Origin of the sequence: Bifidobacterium oedipodis, assembly GCF_012932425.1 — a bacterium.
GTDB classification, from domain to species: Bacteria; Actinomycetota; Actinomycetes; order Actinomycetales; family Bifidobacteriaceae; genus Bifidobacterium; species Bifidobacterium oedipodis.
Window position 1 is genome coordinate 469,899 of the sequence record NZ_JAAIII010000001.1, and the last position, 22,295, is coordinate 492,193.

At 55.9% G+C, this 22,295-nt stretch carries 21 protein-coding genes; 20 read left to right on the forward strand and 1 reads right to left on the reverse strand.

The genetic code is table 11. The annotated features are described in order from the left end of the window. The first annotated feature begins 8 nt into the window (after window positions 1–8). The 16 genes from G1C95_RS01995 to mltG all read left to right on the forward strand — a co-directional run bounded on the left by G1C95_RS01995 (window position 9) and on the right by mltG (window position 16,327). Window positions 9–617 (forward strand): response regulator transcription factor, encoded by a 609-nt coding sequence (locus tag G1C95_RS01995; protein WP_169171246.1) that lies wholly within the window; start codon window positions 9–11, stop codon window positions 615–617. Between the two features lie 2 nt (window positions 618–619). Further along, window positions 620–1,765 carry a GHKL domain-containing protein gene (locus G1C95_RS02000; protein WP_169171247.1) on the forward strand — a complete coding sequence of 382 codons (1,146 nt, stop codon included), beginning with the start codon at window positions 620–622 and terminating at the stop codon, window positions 1,763–1,765. A gap of 629 nt (window positions 1,766–2,394) precedes the next feature. Continuing rightward, complete coding sequence (locus G1C95_RS02005; RefSeq protein ID WP_169171248.1) at window positions 2,395–3,189, forward strand: ATP-binding cassette domain-containing protein; 795 nt, start codon at window positions 2,395–2,397, stop codon at window positions 3,187–3,189. Further along, complete coding sequence (locus G1C95_RS02010) at window positions 3,186–5,585, forward strand: ABC transporter permease family protein (RefSeq protein WP_169171249.1); 2,400 nt, start codon at window positions 3,186–3,188, stop codon at window positions 5,583–5,585. Before G1C95_RS02005 ends, G1C95_RS02010 begins: the two co-directional genes overlap by 4 nt. Window positions 5,586–5,720: 135 nt before the next feature. Beyond that, a complete protein-coding gene (locus G1C95_RS02015) occupies window positions 5,721–6,119 on the forward strand; it encodes a DUF4418 family protein (RefSeq protein ID WP_169171250.1) in 399 nt (132 codons plus the stop codon). Window positions 6,120–6,141: 22 nt separating this feature from the next. Continuing rightward, window positions 6,142–7,341 (forward strand): ABC transporter permease, encoded by a 1,200-nt coding sequence (locus tag G1C95_RS02020; RefSeq protein WP_169171251.1) that lies wholly within the window; start codon window positions 6,142–6,144, stop codon window positions 7,339–7,341. Between the two features lies 1 nt (window position 7,342). Further along, complete coding sequence (locus G1C95_RS02025; RefSeq protein WP_169171252.1) at window positions 7,343–8,035, forward strand: ABC transporter ATP-binding protein; 693 nt, start codon at window positions 7,343–7,345, stop codon at window positions 8,033–8,035. Between the two features lie 275 nt (window positions 8,036–8,310). Continuing rightward, the gene (rpsD, locus tag G1C95_RS02030) at window positions 8,311–8,937 is read left to right on the forward strand and encodes a 30S ribosomal protein S4 (RefSeq protein WP_169171253.1); all 627 of its coding nucleotides are present in this window, start codon (window positions 8,311–8,313) and stop codon (window positions 8,935–8,937) included. A 464-nt stretch (window positions 8,938–9,401) separates the two neighbouring features. Next, on the forward strand, window positions 9,402–9,686 hold the full coding sequence (locus G1C95_RS12755; RefSeq protein WP_417852249.1) for a metalloregulator ArsR/SmtB family transcription factor: 285 nt from the start codon (window positions 9,402–9,404) through the stop codon (window positions 9,684–9,686). A gap of 26 nt (window positions 9,687–9,712) precedes the next feature. Next, window positions 9,713–10,390: a DUF1648 domain-containing protein gene (locus G1C95_RS02040; protein WP_277348162.1), complete on the forward strand. Its 678-nt coding sequence runs from the start codon at window positions 9,713–9,715 to the stop codon at window positions 10,388–10,390. 69 nt (window positions 10,391–10,459) lie between these two features. Next, the gene (locus tag G1C95_RS02045; RefSeq protein WP_169171256.1) at window positions 10,460–11,134 is read left to right on the forward strand and encodes a histidine phosphatase family protein; all 675 of its coding nucleotides are present in this window, start codon (window positions 10,460–10,462) and stop codon (window positions 11,132–11,134) included. 73 nt (window positions 11,135–11,207) lie between these two features. Further along, window positions 11,208–11,603, forward strand: a complete 396-nt coding sequence (locus G1C95_RS02050) for a DUF948 domain-containing protein (protein ID WP_169171257.1) — start codon at window positions 11,208–11,210, stop codon at window positions 11,601–11,603. Next, the gene (locus G1C95_RS02055) at window positions 11,603–11,839 is read left to right on the forward strand and encodes a hypothetical protein (RefSeq protein ID WP_169171258.1); all 237 of its coding nucleotides are present in this window, start codon (window positions 11,603–11,605) and stop codon (window positions 11,837–11,839) included. Before G1C95_RS02050 ends, G1C95_RS02055 begins: the two co-directional genes overlap by 1 nt. Window positions 11,840–11,967: 128 nt before the next feature. After that, the gene (gene alaS, locus G1C95_RS02060) at window positions 11,968–14,649 is read left to right on the forward strand and encodes an alanine--tRNA ligase (RefSeq protein WP_169171259.1); all 2,682 of its coding nucleotides are present in this window, start codon (window positions 11,968–11,970) and stop codon (window positions 14,647–14,649) included. A 9-nt stretch (window positions 14,650–14,658) separates the two neighbouring features. Beyond that, window positions 14,659–15,114, forward strand: a complete 456-nt coding sequence (gene ruvX, locus G1C95_RS02065) for a Holliday junction resolvase RuvX (RefSeq protein ID WP_169171260.1) — start codon at window positions 14,659–14,661, stop codon at window positions 15,112–15,114. 13 nt (window positions 15,115–15,127) lie between these two features. Further along, on the forward strand, window positions 15,128–16,327 hold the full coding sequence (mltG, locus tag G1C95_RS02070; protein WP_169171261.1) for an endolytic transglycosylase MltG: 1,200 nt from the start codon (window positions 15,128–15,130) through the stop codon (window positions 16,325–16,327). Window positions 16,328–16,380: 53 nt separating this feature from the next. Here the strand turns inward: mltG and G1C95_RS02075 are convergent, their stop codons facing one another. Next, the gene (locus tag G1C95_RS02075; RefSeq protein WP_169171262.1) at window positions 16,381–16,854 is read right to left on the reverse strand and encodes a prepilin peptidase; all 474 of its coding nucleotides are present in this window, start codon (window positions 16,852–16,854) and stop codon (window positions 16,381–16,383) included. Between the two features lie 100 nt (window positions 16,855–16,954). Here G1C95_RS02075 and aroC point away from each other — a divergent pair, with 100 nt between their 5' ends. The 4 genes from aroC to G1C95_RS02095 all read left to right on the forward strand — a co-directional run bounded on the left by aroC (window position 16,955) and on the right by G1C95_RS02095 (window position 22,095). After that, complete coding sequence (gene aroC, locus G1C95_RS02080) at window positions 16,955–18,148, forward strand: chorismate synthase (RefSeq protein WP_169171263.1); 1,194 nt, start codon at window positions 16,955–16,957, stop codon at window positions 18,146–18,148. Further along, the gene (locus G1C95_RS02085; protein ID WP_169171264.1) at window positions 18,145–19,764 is read left to right on the forward strand and encodes a bifunctional shikimate kinase/3-dehydroquinate synthase; all 1,620 of its coding nucleotides are present in this window, start codon (window positions 18,145–18,147) and stop codon (window positions 19,762–19,764) included. The genes aroC and G1C95_RS02085 overlap by 4 nt, the downstream gene beginning before the upstream one ends. Window positions 19,765–19,795: 31 nt before the next feature. Next, window positions 19,796–20,242 (forward strand): type II 3-dehydroquinate dehydratase, encoded by a 447-nt coding sequence (aroQ, locus tag G1C95_RS02090; RefSeq protein ID WP_169171265.1) that lies wholly within the window; start codon window positions 19,796–19,798, stop codon window positions 20,240–20,242. Between the two features lie 191 nt (window positions 20,243–20,433). Continuing rightward, on the forward strand, window positions 20,434–22,095 hold the full coding sequence (locus G1C95_RS02095; protein WP_169171266.1) for a CTP synthase: 1,662 nt from the start codon (window positions 20,434–20,436) through the stop codon (window positions 22,093–22,095). The last annotated feature ends 200 nt before the right edge of the window (window positions 22,096–22,295 follow it).

A 22,295-nucleotide genomic window follows, 5' to 3' on the forward strand; every position in this document is an offset into this window, starting at 1 on the left:
CTTTTCCTATGCATGTTGTGACTATTGGAATAGCCGATGATGACGTTCTAGCGGCAAGTGCGTTGGAGTGGTTTTTCCAACACGAACACGCTCCCATACGAGTGCTGTGGAAAGTTCGCTCCGCAAATGATGCGCTTGCTCTGTGCCAAAAAACATCAACACGTCCCCAAGTTGTTCTTACGGATATTCGTATGCAAGACATGTCAGGGATGGCTCTTGCGAAGGAGCTTCATCATTCGTACCCCGGTATCGCAGTAGTAGGTATTACGGCCTTCACCATTGACGACATATACGAGGAAGCACTGGCATCAGGCGTAAGCACAATCTTGTATAAGGATTGTCAATTGGAAGACATTGTGCATGCCATCGGCAAAGCGGCAGATGATAGAAATGCCATGCTATGGGATGGTGGCAGTAAGGCCAAAACATTGCTGTCTGATGCGGAACTGACAGTAATTCGCGAGTATGCAAAGGGAAAGACAAGTCTTGCCATCGCACGTTCCATGAGCGTCAGTGAGTCGACAGTAAAAACCTATGCTCGACGGGCGTATGAGAAACTCAATGTGCACAGTCGCTCTGAAGCTGTGGTGGAGTGTGCTCGTTTGGGGGTGTTGTGACTATGTCCAAATATTGGCAAAAGGTGAAGAAGAGGAAATCGTACTGTGTCGCTTCGGCGCTTTGCCTAGTTCTTATATGTTTGGAACTCGTATTTTACCCACTTGACACATATAACGGCGTGGGCATTGTTTCCAGTATTCTCTATGCCACAGCTTTGATGACTATGCCTTTCCACCCGCTGCCTTCGGCCCTTATGCTGCTTGCCAATAACGTGCTGTGGAGCATCGTACCTATAGGTGTGTTTGATGTTTCCGACTATGCAGGGGTTTGGTATGCACTGGTTGTTCTGGGCGTTACGGGAGGAACATGGGTCGCTATCGGCGGCACGTCAGTGCTCTGCATAGCCTTTTACATTAATGCCTTTCCCCAAGAAGGTCGATTGACCTTAGGCATGATCAGCCTGTCCTTCTTCTACGCGTTCTTTTGTTTGCTTGGGTTGTCGATTCGATGGCATACCCAATCATTGAAGGCTAAAGCGCAGCAAGATGCACTAAGGCGAGAGAACGACTATCAGGCAGAGCGTCTGAAGTTACTTCATCAATTGCACGACTCACTAGCGGGCGATTTATCTTACGCGGTAATGAGATGTCGCAGGTTTGCAGCGATCGCTGCCGATAATCCCATTCAAGCGTCTGACATCCATGAGATTGAAATCATCGTGGCCAAAGCTTTAGACAATCTTCGCAATGATGTTCTTACTCCTGTACGTGAATCCCTACAGATTGATAGCATAAACCACCTAGCAGTGACTAGGAAAGATACCGATAATGTAAATGCTAGCGTACAAAGATTCATGCAACGGCTGAATTCAATTGGTATGAAAGGTTCGGCCTATATTGACGAGCAGATCCCTCCACTGTCTTCCGAAACAAGGATACTGATTGATAATATTTTAATTGAACTTGCGAACAATATCATCAAACACAGCAATCGTCAATCATATGCTATGAATATTAGATCAAATAAAGATAGCAACATTGAAATTTTTGTATCAAATACATATCATCCTCGCACAAGTCCCGAAGGCCAGACAAAACATGGAATGGGGTTACAGCTACTTAAGCAAACTGTCGAAAAACATGGAGGACATGTTGGCATTAACTGTGAAGACGGCGAATGGGCTGTGAGTATTACCCTGAGGACTTAACGCTCGCATAGCCATTCTAGCGGTGCCGGACACCAAGGACTCCAATAAACATGAGAATTGGAGTCCATTGCTTCCGGCGTAACACTGTGTACTGTACACGTGTCAATCTGACAAAGGCAGCATAGAAGTACCGCCATGAACACCGATATAAGTTTCATATTTCTCCACATGTTGTCAGAAACTTTATTAAGTTGAAGCAGTCTTAATGGAGATTTGACCATTCGTATGACAAAAGCTGAATAAATCATACTAATATGGCACTTAAGTTTGTCTATTATTAGCAGACGAAGACGTTCATTGACGTCTTCTAAAACAACAAAGGAGTTTATGATGAAAGAAAAAGTCTGGAAGCCTTGGCTCTTAATAGCTGTGTCGCTTTGCTTCGTTGCTTTGTTTCTTAGCCCGCTTCCTCAGGCAGAAGCCTTATCTGGGAATTGTACAGCACATTTGGTGAATTCGGTGGGGTATACTCACGCCACAGGAATGTGTCGTTCACTGGGATCGGACACTAAAGCTCAGACTGTTATGGTCGTTGCAGGTGGGGTAGATCGAACAGGAGGTTGGTGGACCGACACAAACAAGTGGCACAACACCGGAGCGTGGACCAATAATGGCGGCGTGTTCAACGGGTGGCCGACAGCTGCAAAAGTAAATTTGGGATTGCGCTAAGCAATAATGGCGCGGTTTCGGAAGTGATCGCGAAGCCGCGCCGTTACATGTGTTGCATTTTTGCCAGGAGTGTCATCATGCAGTTGCAGATTCGCGATTTGTGCTTTGGGTATAAGAATCGCCCTATTTTTGATCATACACAAGCCTCCTTCGATGAAGGTTGCCTGCATGTGGTTATGGGGCCTTCCGGATCCGGTAAAACATCATTGCTGGGATTGCTTGATGGCACTCTGCAGCCACAGTCCGGTTCCGTGCTGATAGATGGCAAAGGCATAAATAGCAAAGACATCACTGCGGATGCCAGCGACGGGAACGCCTGGCATCGACCAACGTTCTCCCGCATTTGGCAGGATTACCGGTTGATCCCATACCTCAACGTGGAAGATAACGTATTGCTGCCTCTTGAGGTAAGACGCAAACAGGCGGCTGACAGTGACGCACGAACAGCAATGCTTGATTTGCTCGATATGGTCGGATTGGCTGGACGCGAAAACGAAATGGTCGCTGACCTTTCAGGCGGTGAATCGCAACGTGTGGCGATTGCACGAGCGCTGATCACCAATCCCGACATACTGCTTGCCGATGAGCCGACGGGAGCGCTGGATGAAGATAATACGCGGCTTATAGCCAATATATTGGCAACCATCGCGCATGAACGCAACGCTATGGTTATCGTGGCCACACACGACCAGCTGGTGGCAAACACCGCGGATCGGGTTCTGCGGGTGCATAATCTCAAGCTGGTGGAATCATGAGCCGCTCAACCCGCCGCATTACGAGCGCGGTAGGACGGGGATACACCAGGTCTCATGCGGTGTTGTGCATTCTGATGATTGCCATATGCATTTGCTGCTCGGCAGTCCAAGTTGCGTTCGCGCAGGGTTTGGCACAGTATGTAACAGCCGTCGAGGATGGTGTCCGGGCTGAATTCGGAGGATACGCCTATCAGATTTCCGGAGGAAGCGATGCGGCGGTTCAAGCCCTGAACCGTCACGTGACTCAGGGGGATGCGATTGCCGTCATGCGTATGCGCGGGGCGGTTGCATCCGCTGATGGACGTTTGGCAACATCCGGTGACGTCACCTTGATGTCAGGCCCCTCACGGTATGGGCGTCTGATTCAGGGCAGACAACCGCAGACTGAACGAGAACTGTCGCTGTCCCGCGAGGCGTGCAGCCAAATTGGAGCGACTATCGGCGACACCATTGAATTGCGTCTTGACGACATGCCGTCCGCCGGAGGTAAGTACACGGTGACTGGCGTGACCGTCAACCCGGCCACGCTGAGTGACGTTTCCATCGTTACGGTAACTGAAGCAGACAACCTTTCCGACGCTCAAATGTGGTTGTCCGATACAGCCATAGCCGATACGGGAGTATTGCTGAATGAGGCCTCGCACGGCAACATCCATGTGGGGCGAGAGGAGGGGGCCGTTGAGGAGATGAAATCCTCTGTGCTTGAGCGAGTGCTTCCAGGCAATTATCTGTACGCACTTGCGTTGGGCATCGCCATATCACTGATATATGCGATTATGTTCATCGCCTTATATACAAGCGGGCATTGCAACGGCCGACGTGTTGAACAAGCGCTGAACGCTTGCGGCTTCAGTGCCAAGCAATCCCGTCGCATCATACTGCGCCACGCCGTATTGACTACCATCGTCAGCATTGCGGTAGGCATTATGGTCGGAGCTTGCGTCATGTGGCTGTTTCATACGTGGTTCGGCGAATTGTTCGATCAGCTGTGGCGATGGAATATCGCGGATGCACTTGCGGGCACATGCATGGCCATGGTATGCCTCGCCCTTGGATGGGCACTGAGTGTGGTGGCTCTTTTCCGCTCTCGCACGGAGCATGTGGAGACGCTGGAGGGCAAAACCCGAGCGTATCGCTTGTGCGGCATTGCGCTCTGCATCGTGGGGCTGGCGTTGCTTGCGTCCTATCATTTGTGGGTTCCCGCTGTTCAGGGCAAGATAGGCGCGCTCATGGCCGCAGCGGGACTAATGGCTGTTCTCATGTTCGTCCCGTATCTGAGATTGACCCCAATACAGCAGCGTGTGGCGTTGCGGTCGCGTGGGTATACTGTGCCGCTGTGCGTGCTGGTGGCGCTGGTCTGCAGCTTTGCCTCCGCAATAAGCGCCGAAAACATGCTTGCGGCAACATCGACGTCCAATGAGGGCAAGTTTTCGGTCAACAACATCAATGCCCGGGATGTCGAGTATCTGCAATCCACGTATCCGCAAGCCATGGCCGATGCATTGGTATTCTTCAAACCCGATGATGGCGCGTTGCAGATTCGTGTTCCCGATCCAACGAGTTTTGATTGCCTGGCAGACAGTGATGTTATGGCGATGGACTGCTACTATCACGACGGTGACATGGCGCAAGACATGGTGTTGTTCGCGCAGCCGGGCACTGAGGCGGGAAAGCTGATCGGATATGCAAAACCGAATTTGATCGACGCACAGAATCAGGTCGGCATCATCGGCGTCGATGTCAGCGATCCGAATGCGGAAGCCGAGCCCATTGTGTTCTCGATGCAGGTTCCGGTTACGGGCGGCAACCACGTGTTGCGCAACGACGATGACGTTATGCCAGGCGTTGTGCTGGACACCAGTTCCCCGGTCCTTGAGCAGGACGGGGTGGAGATGAGCGATTCCCGCCTATTGATACTTCCCACATTCGGTTCGCTGCCCGACGAAACGAAGAACGCCATCCGCTCCGACGTGATCGTCCGTGCAGGATATGCGCTTGTCGTCGAAGATGATTCAACCGAACGCCGACAGATGGAGTCCATGGCGATCGGCGTGGCGATATTGGTAAGTTTGGCAAACCTCATCATCATAGCCGTCTGCGCATCCGCCGCACTGAGCACGCAGCGTCAATTACGCGATGACATGTGGTATCTGGGCGCATCACGCTGGCAGCTTGCACGATTGGTAACGCCTCTGGCACTGCCTGTGGGATTGGGCAGTATGACGGCATCGATTATGGGATGGCTTGCCTCCCATCCTTGGATTATTCAGCCGGAATGGACGCAATCCGTTACCGGATGGTGGTGGCTTATGCCATCGGTGGTCGCGCTGGTCTGTTGCGCATTGCTGTATGGGGTTGCTTCATTGCCTCCTCGATCCAGCGCCAGCCATGCGTAATGATTGATGCGCGATATGTCATGATACTGCGAATGCGCCATATAGCACTGTGACAACAGAAAATCAAGTCTTGTTTTTCGTTTTGTTCCCTGTGATAATGCAAAGGTTTGAGTTCAATCACCAGGGAAGAGAATCATGACAAAGAAATTGTTCGCCGCAGTCCCCACCATCGTGCTTGGCGCGCTGATTGCCATTGCGCCGCAGACTTTCGCCCATGCCTGCCAGGGCCATGACGTGCCCGGCGCATGCCATTATTCGCAGCAGGCTGCCACCGGCATTGGCATCGTGATTCTGCTGTTGGGCGTTATCGCATTGTTTGTTGAGGCCAAGGTGCGCATCGGACTCAATATCGCCGCGGCACTGAACGCGATACTGCTCATCGCTGTGCCGACCGTTCTCATCGGTGTGTGCTCAGGCGCGATGATGCATTGCCGTGCCGTCATGCTGCCCACGCTTATTGTGCTCGGCGTGCTGACGATTGTGTTCGCCGGCATTGCCGTCTGGCTTGATTCCCGTCCCGCCAAGCGCTCCTGATACCATCGCCATGCTGATCGACATGAACAAGCTGCCGTTTGAGAATCTCAAACGCAAGCCGTTGCGCACCACGGCGTTGCTTGCCGTGGTAGTCGTTTTATCGCTCGCCCTGTTCGGCGGTTCCATACTGGCCACCAACCTCAATACTGGTATGGCCAGTATGGAACGCCGTCTTGGCGCGGATCTTATGGTGGTGCCGCAGAACACCGCGCAGAAAGCCGAAGCGCTGCTCACCGACGGCAGTCCGACGACCTTCTATCTCACCAAGGATGTCGCCGACCAAATCTCCCAGGCCGATGGTGTCGCACAGGCAACCCAGCAAACCTACATTTCCTCACTAGCCGCCGCCTGCTGCGATGAGAAACTGCAGATCATCGGCTATGATCCCGCCACTGATTTTGTCATCGAACCATGGGTGGCCGAACAGTTCGACGGCACGCTGGAAGACGGGCAGATGCTTGCCGGCGCGAACGTCAATGTCTCGGCTGATGGCACCATCGAACTGTATGGTCGCGACTGGCCCGTTGTCGCGCAGCTTGCTTCGACAGGCACCAATCTGGACAACTCCGTGTTCATCAACCAGACCACCGTGCCGGCCATGGTCGAAGCCTCCGCAAAAGTGGCCACGCAGGTTATGCCGGAGGAATACGCCGGCAAGGCGGTGTCTTCGGTGCTGATCAATGTTGCCGAGGGCTACACTGCCGAAACCGTCGCCACCAACATTCAGAACCTTGACGCCAGTTTCAAGGATCTTGGCTTCGTATATCCCGGTGGAATCACCGCCACCACTCGAACTTCGCTCAACACCCTTGTCGCTTATCTCACGTTGTTCATCGCAGTGCTGTGGGTGATGGGCGCGATTGTATTGATTGCAGTGTTTTCCACATCGGCCAACGAACGTAAGCGTGAATTCGCCTCCCTGCGCATTATGGGCGCCACACGAGGCATGCTTAACACCATCATTCTCAAGGAATCAGCCGTTATTGGTCTGACCGGCGGCGTGCTGGGTGTGGCAGTGGCTTCACTGGTCATATTTCCATTCAGTTCGTTGATTGGCCGGCAGCTGCAACTGCCATACTTGCAGGCTGGCCCGTTGCTGATCTGCGGCATGATCGTGCTTGCTGTCGCTTCGGCAGTGGTGTTGAGTGTGGTCGGATCGCTGTTGACGATGTGGCGATTAGGGCGACCGGAAGCATATTTGACGTTGCGCGAGGGGGAGTGACATGGCTTTGCTTGCAATCACCGATCTGACCAAGTGCTTCACTCGTCGTGACAAGCCGTTCGATGCGGTCAGCCATGTCAATCTCATGGTTGATGCGGGTGAATTCGTCGCCATCGTGGGTCGGTCGGGCAACGGTAAAAGTACGTTGATCAACATGATCGCCGGACTGGTTCGTCCGACCTCGGGCAGTGTGACCATTGACGGAAACGTTGTTGCTGATTTGTCTGACCGAGAATTGTCGCTGCTGCGCAATCGCACCATCGGTTTCGTGACGCAAAGTCAGACGTTGCTATCCAATCTCACCGTGCTTGACAACGTGATATTGCCGGCCACCATGTTTCCGGAAGACAAGGCTCCTGAACCGGAACAACTGATTGCCCGCGCCGAAAATCTGCTGAAGCAATTGGGCGTGGCGGAACTCATGGAAAGCTACCCGCGCGAACTGTCCGGCGGGGAGATGCGACGCGTTTCCATCGCCAGGGCGCTGATGAACAGTCCGAAGCTCCTGATTGCCGACGAACCCACTGGCGATCTTGATCAGGAAAGCACCGATATCGTCATGCAGCTGCTTCGCGAACAAGCCGATTCGGGCACGGCAGTGCTGATGGTCACGCATGACCCCGATGCGCTACGCTACGCCGACAACGTGTATCGCATGGACGCAGGTGTGCTGACGGAACAAACGGGACAATAGGGAAGCGGCGAGCTCGACATAGCACTGTGTCGGTTGTCCGTGGCATAGGTGTAGATTTGATAGCTGGTGTCTGCTGCAAAGTGGATGCCGTCTGGAGTCTTAGCCCATCAACGGGTCGGCAATCGGACGACTGGGCATGCCAAACGCATGCACATACGGCCGGTTGTTCGCGGCACGTCCGCGAAAGGAAGCGTTGGAGAGGCCTGACTCAGCGTTTGGTTTCCGCAGGGGAATCAAACGTTCCGTTCAAATAACGACAGAACAAAGGAAAACCAATGACGAACGTTCAGCGTTCCCGCCGTCAGGTGCGTCTTTCCCGCGCCCTCGGCATTGCACTGACCCCCAAGGCTCAGCGCATTTTTGAAAAGCGTCCGTATGCTCCTGGCGAGCATGGCCGCACCCGTCGCCGCACTGAGTCCGATTACGCAGTGCGTCTGCGCGAGAAGCAGCGTCTGCGCGCTCAGTACGGTGTCTCCGAGAAGCAGCTTCGTGCCGCTTACGAGAAGGCAACCCGTACCGCCGGCCAGACCGGTAACGCCATGCTGCAGGATCTCGAGGTTCGCCTCGACAACCTCGTGCTGCGCGCCGGCTTCGCTCGCACGACCGCCCAGGCCCGTCAGTTCGTGGTGCACCGTCACATCCTCGTTGACGGCAACATCGTGGATCGCCCGTCCTACCGCGTCAAGCCCGGCCAGACCATCCAGGTGAAGGCCAAGAGCCAGACCATGGTTCCGTTCCAGATCGCCGCCGAAGGCGTGCACCGCGATGTGCTGCCCGCAGTTCCCGGCTACCTCGATGTGAACCTCGCCTCCCTGAAGGCCACCCTGACCCGTAAGCCGGAAGCCGAAGAGGTGCCGGTGCAGGTCAACATCCAGTACGTGGTCGAATTCTACGCCCGCTGATCCGGGCCCCCATCTGAAACATCAGAATCAAGGACATACCGCTCGAACCCCGCTCCCGCCTGGGATGCGGGGTTCCTGCGTTGTGCACCTTGTACACCGCAGCCTGCAGGTTACTGCTTTAAGCTGCAACAAATTGTCGTTTGGCTTGCACCTTCACACCTATGCTTAAGAGGCATAGCCCAAGGTCAGCGACTGGGTGTGTCTTCTTCTCTTTGCTAAAACAATTTCAAATTTCATTCATAGTTCGTTACCTTTTTCGGCACTTACCCCATGCTTTCGCTGTGGCTAATGAATAAACGTTCAACATGCTTCCTCCCATTGTAGCGAGTCACATGCTTGGGTTTGATGCTGTCCAGACCAGTGCTAGGATATAACTATATTTCAAATTTGATTGAAATACTATTTGATCCAAGGACAGAAGTCTGACATTCAGAGGGGAGGGATATCACATCATCAGCGAAATCCTGTCTGCCGTGAGCGATCCGATTCGACGAGAGATCCTCGAATCGCTCAGAGGGCGAAGCATGTCAGCCGGCGAGATTTCCTCGATGCTGGAAATGAAGCCTTCTGCAGTGTCATACCATCTGAATTGTCTGTATGACTCCGGCTTGATTTGCCGAACACGTCAAGGTAATCGAATCATCTACCGACTCAACGTCACCACAATCGACGAATTGATTATGTATTTCGTGAGATTGTCCAGAACCGAAAACGAACAGCCTCACGATTCCAGTGAAAAGAGAGAATAATGCGAAACCGGGTTGTGTTGCCAATCATGTCAATCGCATCGTATCTACTGGCACTTGTGCCCCTGGCGGCTCTCGCCATATGCTGGCCATCGATGCCTGCAACTGTTCCCGTTCATATCGGTTTTGATGGGAGAGCGGATCGGTGGGGATCTAAATCGGAGCTGCTGATCGTCGGCATCGTGCTAACCGTACTTTTTCTACTTATGGCAGCAGCACTTCAACTTCGTTCCATGGTGCCCCACACTGATCAAGACGGCATAGGCGTTAGCGCAAAAGGCCGTCATAGGGGAATGATCTCCACGTTTCTGGCGTTCACCCTTCTGGAAATCACTGTCGACGTGATATTCATCGTCTTCTTCGGCATCGCCGCAACGGTTCATGCGCATCCGATCAACTTCGGCCGAATCATTTCCGCCGGAGCCGGAAGCATTCTGATTATCATCGGCAACATCGCGCCACTTCTATCGACTCCCGGTCTCTTCGGACTGCATATTCCAAACCTCCGGTTCCGGCCGAAGACGGAATCGTTCGTCTCCCGATCAGCAGGCATTTCCACCTTGTTGTTCGGCGTTATCTGCGTGATGTTATCTTTCATCGTTCCGCTGCAATATTGCGGAATCATGGCCTTTCTGTGCTATATATCGTCGTTCGTCCTGATAATCGTATTCTGGATTGTTGCGTCACGAACCATACATGATGACTGAGTCTCGTACCACGAACATCCTGTAACGGGGAGTGAGCGAAACAGTCATATTCGCGCTACAGTGGCTACCATGATTCTTCACGTGCATTTGGTCCGCCACGGGCAAACCTTTTTCAACCGATACAACCGACTGCAGGGCTGGTCGAATTCGCCACTGACCGAGGCGGGAATCGCGGACGCCGACAAGGCTGGCAACAAACTCAAAGACATCGAGTTCAAAGCGGCCTATTGTTCGGATACCACCCGTGCCCAGCAAACTGCCGAACGCATTCTGGATATCAATGAAGCAGCCGGACATCCGCGCCCGGCCCTCATCTCGGATATGCACTTTCGCGAACAGTTCTACGGCTATTTTGAAGGCATCGATATGGGACTGGCTTGGTATGCGGCCGGAGCACCCCATGGTATGAAAACCTACAACGAAATCGTAGCCAAAGCCGGGCTCGCCGCCACACGCGACTGGTTGAAGCAAGCCGATCCGTTCCACGATGCGGAATCCGACGAAGAGTATTGGAATCGTGTCGAAGGTGCATTCGCACTAATCGCAAATAACAAACAGCTCAGGGACGGCGATGACGTGCTGCAGATCAGCCACGGCAACACACTGCTTAGCCTTGCACATCGCTTCGCCGGCCCCGGCTTGGACTTAAGCGAAAGGCCTGCCAACGGTTCTGTCACAGTTGTCGATTTCGATACCGACAAGCCATTCGCCGAGGCCATTAGTATCACGCAATACAACATGTGATGCTATAAATGTGCCTTGTGCACAGGGGGAGTGCTACCCTTATGCGAGTAACTGTGACCTCAAGGAGGCAAGAATGGGAGTCGGAGAGATCGCTGGCCTGATCGCGGCCATAGCGTTTGCCGTGCTGGCTGGATTCATGATCTATCCGCTGATTCGTCTGGGCAAGATGTTCGACCAGATTGCACAGACCATCAAGGAATCGGGGGAGCATGCGATTCCCGCTTTGGATGAAGGTGTGACTACCGTCAAGCAAGTCAACAAATCGCTTGAGGATGTCAACAGGATTTCCGCAGCGGCTTCCACTACCGCTAACAACGTTGGTGCCCTGACCGACCTGTATGGTTCGTTCCTCGGCAAGCCGGTAATCAAGGTTGCCTCGGCCGTTTACGCACTGAAGGCCACGGGCCAGTCGTTCCTCGCTAAGCGCGGCACTGCCGACCAGAGCACCGACGCGCACAAGGAGGCCTGATGTTCAAACGTATTTTCTGGATCGGCGTCGGCATAGCCATCGGCGTGGTGGCCGTCACCAAAGCGCAGGCTTACGTCAAGGCCAACACCCCGGACGCGGCTCGTCAGTTCCTGCTTGGCCCCGATCAGGATAACGTGCCGATGAAAACCCTCGAAGGTCTGGTCAACGAGTTCAACGCCACACGTCGAGCCCGCGAGGCTGAGCTTAACCGTCAGTACATCGAACGCGCCAACTGACACGCGCACAGTCTAATATCCCCAACGGCACTATGCTCGGCCGAATACCGAACATGCCACGCAGTCGTTCCCAACAGAACATGGCGCAACCGCGCCGAAAACCACAACAACAAGGAGTTCATCCGCTCATGCGCACCGCGGACATCGCCAAGCGATATCTCGACTATTTTGCCAAGCATGACCATATGGTCGTGCCCTCGGCATCCCTTATCTCACCGAATCCCACCACGCTGTTCACCATCGCCGGCATGGTGCCGTTCATCCCCTACCTGATGGGCGAGCAGACCGCGCCGCATCCGCGCATGGCTTCCAACCAGAAGTGCGTGCGTACGCTGGATATCGATGAGGTCGGCAAAACCACCCGCCACGGCACCTTCTTCCAGATGCTCGGCAACTTCTCTTTCGGTGACTACTTCAAGGAAGAAGCCATCCACTACGCTTGGGAGCTGCTCACCACTCCGCAGGATCAGGGTGGTTACGGCTTCGACCCGGAGAAGCTGTGGATGACCACCTTCACCGATGATGAGGAAGCTCGCTCCATGTGGAAGAACGAGGGCGTTGACCCCGAGCATATCCAGATCATGGGCATGGAAGACAACTTCTGGACCACCGGCGGCCCCGGCCCCGGCGGCCCATGCTCCGAGATCTACGTGGACCGCGGCCCCGACTTCGGCGTCGAGGGCGGCCCCATCGCCGATGAGAACCGCTACATCGAAATCTGGGATCTCGTGTTCGAAAACTACGAGGTCGACAACGTCAAGTCCAAAACCGACCTGCATATCGTCGGCGAGCTGGAAAACAAGAACATCGATACCGGCGCCGGTCTGGAACGTCTTGCCTACCTCATGCAGGGCAAGAACAACATTTATGAAACCGATGAAGTGTTCCCTGTCATCGAGGCGGCTCAGCGCCTTTCTGGCCGTACCTACGGCGATGACGAGGCCATGGACGTCAAGTTCCGTGTTGTGGCTGATCATGTGCGCTCCGCGTTGATGATCATGTCCGATGGCGTGCGCCCGTCCAACAACGGCCGTGGCTACGTGCTGCGCCGTCTGCTGCGCCGCACCGTGCAGGCCATGCGCGTGCTCGGCGTGACCGACCCCGTGCTGCCCACCCTGTTCCCGACTTCCAAGGCCGCTATGGAAGCCACTTATCCGGAGCTCAACAACACCTTCCATGAGGTTAGCGAGTCCGCATACGGCGAAGAGGATGCGTTCCGCCGCACCTTGGAGAACGGCACGACTATTCTCGACGTGGCTGTGAAGAAGGCCAAGGAGGCCGGCTCCGACGCCACCGTGTCCGGCGATGACGCGTTCACCCTGCACGACACCTACGGCTTCCCGATCGAGCTGACGCTGGAAATGGCCGCTGATCAGGGCGTGAAGGTCGACGAAGCCAAGTTCCGCGAACTGATGGCCGAGCAGAAGTCCCGTGCCCGCGCCGACGCGCTGAAGAAGCGTCACAACGTGGATCTGTCGGTTTACGACGATTTCAAGAAGACCCTGGCCAAGCCGATCGACTTCCTCGGCTACACCGACATGTCCGCCCGCGCACAGGTGATCGGCATCATGCAGGAGGGCAAGGGCTCGGTGCCGGCTGTGACCGGACCGGCCAACATCGAGGTCATCCTTGACCGCACCCCGTTCTATGCGGAGGCCGGCGGTCAGCTTGCCGATCAGGGCGAAATCCTCTCCGATGACGGTGCAGTGCTTGAGGTCGATGACGTGCAGAAGCCCATCAAGGACCTCATCGTTCACCAGTGCCGTCTGACCGAGGGCACGCTGGTTGTTGGTGCACAGGTCAATGCGAATATCGATTTGAACCGTCGTGGCGCTATCGCCCGTTCGCACACCGCCACGCATATGGTGCACAAGGCGCTGCGCGAGGAGCTTGGCCCGCAGGCCACCCAGCGTGGTTCCGAGGATGCTCCGAACCGTCTGCGCTTCGACTTCCAGTGGTCCAAGGCACCGGCAAAGTCCGTAATCTCCGCCGTCGAGGAGCGTGTCAACGACAAGCTGCGCGACAACCTCGCCGTGACCACCAAGGAGATGAAGTTTGACGACGCCATCGCCCTGGGTGCCATGCACCTGTTCGGCGAGAAGTATGGCGACGTCGTGCGCGTCGTCTCCATCGGTGAGGATGGCTGGAGCCGCGAGCTGTGCGGCGGTACCCATGTTGACCACGTCGGCAAGATCGGTGCTGTGAACATCCTCTCTGAGGCTTCCATCGGCTCCGGCGTACGTCGTGTCGATGCCGTGGTGGGTGCTGGCGCTTACGAGTTCAACGCCCGCGAGCACGCTCTTGTCTCTCAGCTGAGCGACAAGCTCAACGCTCGCCCTGACGAGCTGGCTGAGCGCGTCAACGCGCTGTTGGCCAAACTCAAGGAATCCGACCGTCGTCTGGCCGCCATGTATGAGGGCCAGCTGGCCGCTGCCGTGCCGGCACTCGTGGCTGATACCAAGGCTTCCATTGCCCCGGTCAAGGCTGCCGTCAAGAACGTGGGCCACTTTGGTTCCTTTGATGCCCTGCGCAAGACCGTGCTCGATATCCGTGGCCAGCTTGGCGAAGAGAATCCTGTGGTTGTGGCGCTGGCTGGCGTAAGCGAGGACGACAAACCCATGGTCGCCGTGGCCACCAATGAGGCCGCTCGCAAGGCTGGTATCAAGGCTGGCGATCTGGTGCGCGGCGCATCCAAGATCCTCGGCGGCGGTGGCGGCGGCAAGCCGGACTTCGCTCAGGGTGGCGGTGCCGATGCGACCAAGATCGATGAGGCGCTCGAAGCCCTTAAGCACGAGGCACAGAAGGCCTGACGCACGCCCGTGGTGTGGTTAGGTGTTGATTTGGGTAATGCCCGGGTCGGACTGGCACTGTCTGACCCGGAGCTTACCTTTGCGCATCCCGCCGGCAACATTCATGTTGCGGGCGACTATTTCTTTGCCATTGACGATGTACTTGATATGATCGAGGACGAGCATGTTGAGCATGTTGTTATCGGACTGCCGCTGAATATGGATGGCACCGAGGGCAAAAGCGCCAAAAAGGCGCGTAGGTGGGCGGCCAACCTGATCAAGAGGCTGCAAACCGAGAGAGAAGACACATCCGAAGAGCACCCGGCGGTGCAGGTATCATTGGTGGATGAGCGGCTGACGACCGTCACTGCGCATCGTCAGCTGTTCGAGGCGCGCCAATCCTCGAACAGGCACAGGCCAATGGTGGATCAGCAGTCGGCAGTGGTGATTTTGCAGACGGCTTTAGACCGTGCGAGGGAACAGTGAGGTATCGGGTTCCATGTCAGATGGTTTTGACGAGTTCTTCGACGAGAATACGCATTGGGTAGAGCAGGGAGCCCCCGCTGCGGGCTCTGGCAATCCTCCCCAGCCGCCAAAATCGCGCCGTGATATGCGGCGTCGCCGTGCGCAACACAAGCGTCGGCATCTTATTGGGATTATTGCCGTCGTCATTGTTGTGGCGCTGGTGGTCACAGGCTGTTTCTTCGCATATGGCAAACTCAGGGCTTGGCGAGATGCCAGGGAAAGCTCACAGACACAGCAGGCTGCTGATTATGCAGGTCCTGGCGATGAGGATGTTTCTTTTACTGTGCAAACTGGCCAAAGTGCCGGACAAATCGCACAGGCATTGTATGAGGCCGACATCATCAAATCTGTGGCAGTGTTCACCAGTGCTGTCAGCGCGAATAACGCCACACTGTACCCGGGCACATTTGCGCTGAAAACGCATATGAAGGCCATCGATGTGGTGAAGATCCTGTCTGATCAGACGCAAGCGTCCGGATTCCTCGAGGTTCGTGCCGGTGAGCGCATCAGCGATGTCATTGCCTCAGCGGCAGAACTATCCGGCATCTCCAAGGATGAGTTCGAAGACGTGATCAACGGCGGTGGCGACGGTATCCTGCCCGCCGAAGCGTCAGGCAGTTTCGAAGGCTGGTTCGAACCTGGCACCTATAATCTCGCGGACTTGGATACAGCCTCTGAAATCATCAAAACCCTGGTCGACAAACGTATCGCCAAATTGGATGATCTTGGTGTGCCCACTGGCGAGGAACGCGAACGTATCCTGAACATCGCCTCCATAGCTGAGGCCGAAGTCAACAAATCCGAATACTACGGCAAGGTGACACGCGTTATCGAAAATCGCCTCGAACAGGATATGACGCTGGGTATGGATTCCACGGTTGCCTATGGCAACAATGTGTCGCCCTCCCAAATCACGCAGGCCATGCTTGACGATGCCGATAATCCCTATAACACACGTCAGCGCAAGGGATTGCCGCCTACCCCGATCAGCTCTCCGGGCGATAATGCGATTACAGCCGCCATGAATCCGGAAGATGGCGATTGGCTGTTCTTCGTGACCACCAACCTTGACACCGGAGAAACCAAATTCACCTCGGGCTCGCTTGATCAGCAGAACACGCAATTCGAGCAGTTCGTTGCCGAGCTTCATCAGTGGGAAGCCGACAACCAGTAGCAGCCAACAGACGTGAAAGCAACAGACGTGAACTGCAAGTGCTATTTGCTGATTCAGCTGATTACGTTTGCAACCGTTATCGCGATAATTGCGCCGATTAATAGCGCCGGAACATATGGCACTTTGCCGGCATAAGCGGATGTGTGCTGTGGGTCGAAGCGGAGCCACAGCACAATCCAAGCCAAGCCCAATAGCCCCATGGCCAGCCACCACACGACCACGGCAAACAATCCGAACAGGCCGACTGCCAATCCCAGAGGGATGAGTGCCGTTACGTCGCCAAATCCCAGCGTCTTGGGAACAATCAAGGCCAATGCCAATTGCAGCAAACAACACAAGGCCGTGAACAACAACGCCTGTACAAGCGCAAATAGGTTATTGCTGATGATGCCATAGGCAAGATCAGCCACCAGTTGGCATAGCGCGCCCAGCGCAACCCAAGTTAATGGCACACGACGATGGCGTACATCCTCGATGGACAGGGCAAGCCCACATAGCAGACCGGGCAGGCAGAACAGGTACGGCATGCCCTAACATTAACCCCTAGCAAGAACGCGAGACTCGCTATGCGCAAAACAATGCGGGTCGCGTTCGCAGGAATCGCGAACGAAAACAAGGGAGATGCACATGTTGCGTTGGCAGACGGCAGGGGAGTCGCACGGGGAGGCCTTGGTGGCCATGATCGAGGGGCTGCCGGCCGGAGTACAAGTTACCAGCGATGATATCAAGTCCGCGTTGGCTCGTCGCCGTCTCGGATACGGACGCGGTGCTCGCATGAAATTCGAACAGGATCAGGTACGTCTGCTCACCGGCGTGCGCCATGGATCCACGCTCGGTTCCCCGGTAGCCATCGAAATCGGCAACACCGAATGGCCCAAGTGGACCGAAGTGATGAGTGCCGACCCACTCGATCATGAAATCGCCCGTGAAGGTCGCAATGCACCGCTTTCTCGCCCGCGCCCCGGTCATGCTGATCTGACCGGCATGCGTAAATATGGCTTCGATGATGCACGCCCGGTGCTTGAGCGTTCCTCTGCTCGCGAAACCGCCTCGCGTGTGGCTCTGGGCGCTGTTGCCGCCCAATTCCTTGAGCAGGCCTTTGGCATCCGCACTGTGGCTCATGTGATTTCCATTGGTGGCGCCGGCGTGGAAGATGCCGATCATGCGCCGCTGCCCACCCCCGACGATGTTGAAGCGCTGGATGCTTCCCCAGTGCGTACCCTCGATAAGGCTGCCGAAGAGCGCATGATTGCGCGCATCGATGAGATTAAGAACACCGCTGATACCGTCGGCGGTGTGATCGAAGTTATCGCCTATGGCGTGCCTGCCGGTATTGGCACCTATGCGGAATCCGACCGTCGCCTCGACGCGGCACTGGCATCGGCGGTTATGGGCATTCAGGCCATTAAGGGAGTGGAAATCGGCGACGGCTTCCTTGAGGCTGTGCGCCCCGGCTCCGCTGCACATGATGAAATGGTTCCCGGCGCAGATGGCCGCATCACCCGTCTGACCAACCGTGCAGGTGGCATCGAAGGTGGCATGTCCAATGGCGAGCCGATTCGCGTGCGCGCCGCCATGAAGCCTATTCCTTCCATTCCTAGGGCTTTGGGCACCGTGGATGTCGCCAATGGTGAGGCCGCGCAAGCCATCAACCAGCGTTCCGACACCACTGCCGTGCCTGCCGCCTCCGTGGTGGCCGAGGCCATGGTGCGTCTGACGCTCGCCAAGTATGCGCTGGAGAAATTCGGTGGCGATAGCGTAGCCGAAACGCGCCGCAACTGTGAAGCTTATCTTGCTTCTTGGCCGGAGCACATGCGATGAGCAGACCCAAAGCCGTAATCATCGGCATGATGGGTGCGGGTAAAACCCGCGTCGGACGTGAAATCGCCCAGATACTGAGTCTGCCGTTCGCCGATGCCGATATCGACATCGAGCGCGAGGTCGGTATGAAAATTCCGGCGTACTTCGACAAGTTCGGTGAACCGGAATTTCGCAAGGTCGAATCTCGCTTGATCTGCGAAAAGCTAACCTCCTTCGACGGTATTTTCTCACTGGGTGGCGGTGCCCCGATGACACCCGCCACGCAGGAAGCCTTAGCCGCGTATATTGCAGACGGCGGTCGTGTGGTCTACTTGATGGCCGATCCCGCCGAAGCAATGGAGCGTGCCAATCGCGGCGGCGGACGCCCTATGCTCAACGGCGATGCCAACGCACGCTGGAAAAAACTGTTCAAAGAACGCGACCCGGTGTTCCGCCAGGTAGCCAACGTCCATGTGCACACACGTGGGCTCACCCCGCAAGGTGCCGCAAAGAAAGTGATTGACATGGTCAACGAACGTGCCGTCCATGTAACCGGAACCGCCATCGATCCCTATGATGTCGCGATCGGCGAAGGCGTGATGAATCATCTGGTTGATGTGCTGGGAGACAAGCCTGTGCGTATCGCGCTGATTCACACGCAAAGCGTGCAGCGCCATTCCGACAGAGCCCGTGCGCTGCTGCGCCAGGGCGGTTATGAAGTCAGCGACATCGTAATTCCCGACGCTGAAGCCGGCAAAACTATTGAGGTTGCCAACGGCATTTGGCAGCGACTCGGCAATGAGGGTTTCACCCGTTCTGACGCCGTGGTTGGTCTGGGCGGGGGAGCAGCCACTGATCTGGCTGGGTTCGTGGCCGCCACCTGGATGCGCGGCGTGCGTTATGTCAACTGCCCGACCTCACTGCTGGCCATGGTGGATGCGTCAACCGGTGGCAAAACCGGCATCAACACACCGCAGGGCAAGAACTTGGTCGGCTCCTTCTACACACCAGCCGGCGTGCTGGCCGATATGAAATCATTGGCCACCCTGCCCAATGACATCTTTATCGAGGGCCTGGGCGAAGTGGCAAAGTCCGGTTTCATCATGGATGCCGAAATCCTCTCGATTCTCGAATCCCATGCCGCCGAACTCAAGGCATTCGATGGCACGACATTCCTTGGCACTCCGCTTGAGGATGTAGTCGCCGAACTTATCGAGCGTACGGTCACCGTCAAGGCATACCATGTCTCCTCCGATCTGAAAGAGAAGGGGCTGCGCGAATTCCTCAACTACGGCCACACGCTGGGCCATGCCATCGAAAAGCTTGAACATTTCCATTGGCGTCACGGCAACGCGGTGGCTGTCGGCATGGTGTATGCCGCTGAATTATCGCATCTCATGGGCTATATCGATGCCGATCTGGTCGACTACCATCGCTCGCTGCTTTCGTCGTTGGGCTTGCCGACCTCATGGAACAACGGTTCCTTCGATGATGTGCTCGCCCTGATGCATCGCGATAAGAAAGCTCGCGGCAATGAGCTGCGTTTCGTGGTGCTCGATCGTGTCGGTCACGTAATCCATTTGGATAATCCGCCGGCCGACGCCGTGCGCGAGGCCTTCGAGCGCATCACCCGCTAAGAATCAGCCCCTGAGGAAAGGAACCATCATCATGACCAGAGTCATTGTCGTCAACGGTCCGAATCTGGGACGACTCGGCGTCCGCCAGCCAGATGTCTACGGCAAGCAGGATTTGGAAACCCTCCGTAAGCTGTGCACTGAATGGGGTGCTGCATTGGGCTTGGACGTTGAAGTGCGCCAGAGCGATGACGAGGCTGAAATGGTGCGTTGGATGCATCAGGCGGCCGATGAGAAAACTCCGGTGGTGATGAACCCCGCTGCGTTTACGCATTATTCGTATGCCTTAGCTGACGCCGCCCATATGGTTATTGACGAAGGCCTGCCGCTGATGGAGGTGCATATCTCCAATCCATCGGCTCGTGACGAATTCCGCAAGCGCTCCGTAATCAGCCCTGTCGCCACCGGTACCATCACCGGCATGGGTTTCTACGGCTACAAAATGGCCCTCGACGCAGTAGTTCATTTGCTGGAATCCTGAAATAGCGGATATGTCCCAAGTTCGGGACGCTAACTCGCCTTCAGGGGGACAAACTTGAGAAGACAGTCGTTTTCTTCCCAAGTTTGTCCCTCTTATTCGTCATTAGCGTCCCAAACTCGGGAAACAGCCAAAACAAACAGAGAACACGCCGCCGGTGGCACGGTCACACTGGGCTGATACTCTGGAATTCCATGGTTAGAAGAACACATGGAAATCCCTCCGAACACGTTACCAAACATATTTTTGTCACCGGAGGCGTGGTTTCATCTCTCGGCAAAGGCCTGACGGCAAGTTCCCTCGGCCGTCTGCTGCGTTCCCGTGGCATCCACGTTTTGCAGCAGAAGCTTGATCCCTACATCAACGTCGATCCGGGCACCATGAATCCGTTCCAGCATGGCGAGGTCTATGTGACCGAGGATGGGGCCGAAACCGATCTTGACATCGGCCACTACGAGCGCTTCCTCGATGTGTTCCTGAGCCAGAAGGCCAACGTCACCACCGGCCAGATCTATCAGGAGGTGCTGCGCAAGGAACGTGCCGGCGAATACCTTGGCCAGTGCGTGCAGGTCATCCCGCACATCACCAACGAGATCAAGTCCCGTATGCGCGCTCAGGCGAGCGACGATGTGGATGTGATCATCACCGAAATCGGCGGCACGGTTGGCGACATTGAATCTCAGCCGTTCCTGGAGGCCGCACGTGAGGTGCGCCGTGATCTGGGTGCCGACAACTGCATGTTCGTGCATGTCTCCCTGGTGCCGTATATCTCCGCCGCCCACGAGCTCAAAACCAAGCCTACTCAGCATTCCGTGATGATGCTGCGTCAGCTGGGCATCACCCCTGACGCGCTGGTACTGCGCAGCGACCGCCCGCTCAACCAGTCCATCAAGGACAAGATCTCCCTGATGTGCGACGTGGACGCTGAAGGCGTGGTCAATTGCGTGGATGCCCCGTCCATCTACGACGTGCCCAAGGCCCTGTTCGACGAAGGCCTTGACGCCTACGTGGTGCGCGAACTCGGTCTGCCTTTCCATGACGTGGATTGGGACGAATGGGCCGACCTGCTGGAGCGCGTGCATCACCCCAAGCACGAGGTGAACATCGCCATCGTCGGCAAATACATCGATCTGCCGGACGCCTACCTGTCGGTCACCGAGGCCATCAAGGCCGGTGGCTTCGCCAATTGGGCCAAGGTGAACGTCAAATGGGTGGCTGCTGACAAGTGCGAAACCACCGAAGGCGCAGCCGCTGCACTCGACAACATCGACGGCATCGTGATCCCCGGTGGCTTCGGCATCCGTGGCATCGACGGCAAGATCGGCGCTCTGAAGTTCGCTCGCGAGAACAAGCTGCCCGCCCTCGGCCTGTGCCTGGGCCTGCAGTCCATGGTCATCGAATATGCCCGCCACGTGCTGGGCATCGAAGATGCGAACTCCTCTGAATTTGAGCCGGATTGCGCCAACCCGGTGATCGCCACCATGGAGGAGCAGAAGGACATCGTCGCTGGAAAGGGCGACATGGGTCACACCATGCGACTGGGCTCCTACCCGGCTGAGCTGCTCGAAAATTCGCTGGTAGCCGAACTGTACGGCACCACGCACGTCACCGAACGTCACCGTCACCGCTACGAGGTGAACGTGGCCTACAAGGATCGTCTGCGTGAGGGCGGACTCGTTATCTCCGGTCAAAGCCCGGACGGCGAGCTCACCGAATTCGTGGAACTGCCGCGCGAAGTGCACCCCTTCTATGTGGCCACCCAGGCGCATCCGGAGTTCAAGTCGCGCCCGACCAAGCCTCATCCGCTGTTCGCCGGTCTGGTCAAGGCCGCGCTTGACCATCAAGCCGAGCGCTGAGCGCCCGTAGTGAATCGGTAATACAGACCACTACCACTATGTAATCGCAATCGCCTTGCCCGCAGAGATTCTGCGTAGGCAAGGCGATTGTGTATACAGAGCCTGCCAACTCCATGTGAGCTATATCACTGGCCATGTCAGCAAGACGTTCTCAGGGTCGGTGCATAATAGGCAGAAAAGCAGTTAGATATCGGAAAGAG